The sequence below is a fragment of the Hungatella sp. L36 genome, assembly GCF_014288035.1.
Map to the genome: position 1 here is coordinate 1 of NZ_JACOPC010000043.1, position 3,078 is coordinate 3,078.

At 37.7% G+C, this 3,078-nt stretch carries 2 protein-coding genes; one reads left to right on the forward strand and one right to left on the reverse strand.

What is annotated here, in order from left to right:
• On the forward strand, positions 1–1,413 hold a 1,413-nt coding region (locus tag H8S80_RS33785; RefSeq protein WP_187049097.1), incomplete at its 5' end, for a PspC-like choline-binding domain-containing protein.
• A gap of 207 nt (positions 1,414–1,620) precedes the next feature.
• Here H8S80_RS33785 and H8S80_RS33790 read toward each other — a convergent pair.
• Positions 1,621–3,078, reverse strand: a 1,458-nt coding sequence (locus tag H8S80_RS33790; protein ID WP_187049098.1) for a hypothetical protein, incomplete at its 5' end; no start/stop codon positions are given.

The window sequence follows — 3,078 nt, forward strand, 5'->3', positions numbered from 1 at the left end:
CAGGAAGAAAATGGTGCATGGGTATACTATGACAGAAATGGTGATCAGGTAACTGATCAGTGGGCAAAATCAGGAAATAACTGGTTTTACTTAAACAGCGATGGTGAAATGGCTACAGATGAATTGATTGATGACGGAACTAACTATTATTATGTTGATTCTAATGGTGCTATGGTTGCAAATCAGTGGGTAGCTGTTGCGAATGAAAATGCTGGTGAAGAAGATGAACCAGAGTCATATTGGTATTATTTCCAGAACAGTGGTAAGGCATATAAAGCAGGAAGTTCAGGAGCTACGTCTTTCAAAACTATAAACGGAAAGAAGTACGCATTCCAGGACGATGCAAAGATGCTTTATGGTTGGATTAACGATTCTGCATCCAGAGAAACTGGAGATACTGCATGGCAGAACGGTACCTATTTCTGTGGCGACGAAAACGATGGTGCCCAGGGTACTGGATGGGCTAAAATTTCTGTTGTAGATACAGAAAACGAAGATTCAGAAGATCAGGACTACTGGTTCTATTTTAATCCTTCCAATGGTAAGAAAACAACAGATAATGCAAGCAAGAGCATTAATGGTAAAAAGTATGCGTTTAACGATTACGGAGTAATGCAGTCTGAGTGGTATTGGTATGATGCTTCTGCTAGTGATGCTACAAGCAGCATCGCTGGTTATCATTATTACAACGAGCCAGATCAGGGCTGGAGATTACAGAAGGGCTGGACAAAAGTAGTCCCACAGGAAGACGTAAACAATACCGCATATAACGATGAATCTACTAAATGGTTCTATGCAGAGAATAATGGCGATTTGGTAGCTAATAAACTAAAAACTATCAATGGTAAAAAGTATGCATTTAATGCAAAAGGTGAGATGTTAAGTGGATTATGGCTTGTTAAAGCTAAATCTTCAGGCGAGTTCGTTAATGCACCTGTTGAAGTTGAAAATGCAGATGTAATTGATAAAATCAAGGAAAACACATATCCTGCAGGCGATGGTTGGGATGTATACTACTTTGGTAGTGGAGATGATGGAGCAGCCAAGACTGGAAATCAGACTATAGATGTTGATGGTGATACCTACTCTTATACTTTTGGAACAACTGGCTCTTCTAAGTTTAAAGGCTTAGATGGTGTTAACAAAAATACAACACTTTATGTACAGGGACTTAAGATTAAAGCCGAAACAGATTATAGATATCAGGCATTCACCCCAATGGGTGTAGCTACAGTACCAACTGTCGCACCTGATAAGAATACACAGTCAGAACAGAACTTATACTTAATTAATGCTTCTGGTTCTCTTATGAAGAATAAGACTAACATTAAGGATTCTGATGATAATTACTACTGTACAAACGCAGCAGGTAAAGTAACTTATTATAGCCAGGATAAGTATGAGAAGAAATAATTAGCTTTGATAAATAAATTCTAATTGCTAAGAAAATGGGCGTTGGATAATTCCAACGCCTGTTTTTTGCTTTTCTAAGTATAGTGACGAGACACTAAAAATCCCCAACACTTGACAAAGAGCAAAAATTCAAAGGAACTCATACTATTATAGTATGAGTTCCTTTATGGCAATTAGAATTTCTTATCGAAATATGTTAATTATTACTTAGTTATTTTTGTTGTTGGCATAGCTTGTAATTACACCATCTTCAACATCAAAGTACCAGTCATTTCCATCTTTACAATTGCTCTTTGTCTTAACAATAGAACCAGATGTTGTAACTAATACACAGCCAGTGAAATCGTAATTTGTAGCTCTTACAGTTTCATTTTTATCATTCTTGTAAGATCTAGTGTCAGCTCTTAAATCTTTGCTAGAAACAACTTCAATAGTATTAGCGGATTCGTCAAACTTAACTACCAGATACTTATCATCTGCATCGGCTTTAATCTTCTTACCATACTTATAAAGAACTTTGTTATACTTTCCGGTAAGTCCGGCACCCTTTTCTTCAATACCGCCAGTCTTTGTGAAGAAGAAGCTATAATTGTCACCATCTAAGGTAACAGTCTGAACGCCTAACTTCATAGAACCATCTTCGCCATCACCGAAATAATATAAATCTCCGCCACTTGTCTTATCATTAATTAAGTCATCCAACTCATCAGCATCAACACCATCATCAAGAACATTAATGCTATCATCGCTATTTACAGTTATACGAATAAGACCACTTAACATAGCACCCTTTTCATTGAATGCATAGTATTTTCCTTTAATCTTGGAAAGTTTACCAGCTTCAAGAGTACCGTCTCCGTTAGCATAGTACCATTTCTCGTTTTCGTCGTCATTATTTGACTCATCAAACTCATCTGATGGAACTACCTTAAACCAGCCTTTTGTCATACGCGCGCCATCATCTGCGCTGCCAAAATAACTGTAGTTTGCTGCAGTAGGACTATTAGAATTTGTAGCAGCATCCCATTCTTTAACCATTACGCCTCTGTTGTCAAAGCCGTAAGTTTTACCATTGATTTTCTTTGTATCAAAATCTTTATCATCTTTTTCGTTGAAGAATTTCTTACCGTTGCTCTTGAAATAGAACCAGTAATCCATATCGTCTTCTTCGCCGTCGTCATAAACTGTAAGTTTCTGCCAGTTAGTTGCCATAGATCCATCATTTTCGTCACCGAAATAGTACATATCTGCGGCAGCATTCCAGCCATCGTCACTTGTAATACGCTCAGCACTATCTGCAGCTACCCAACCATATAACATTCTGCCGTCCTGATCAAAAGCATATTTTTTACCATTGATTGTTTTAAGCTGAACTTTACCGCTTTCTGGTGCCTTATAAGCCTTACCGTTGCTCTGGAAATAATACCAGTAGTTTTCTGGAGTATCATCTTCATCTTCTTCGTTAACAATAGATACCCAGCGATTTGCTACCATAACACCATTAGCATCTACGTAATAATAATCATCACCATCTTCTACTAATGCTTCTGTTGCCATCTCGCCGTCTTCATTCAGCCAGAACCAGTTGTTACCGGATTTTTTCCATTCGTTTTCTACCTGATAGCCATCTTTGTCATAATATACCCATGTTCCGTTCTCTTCTGC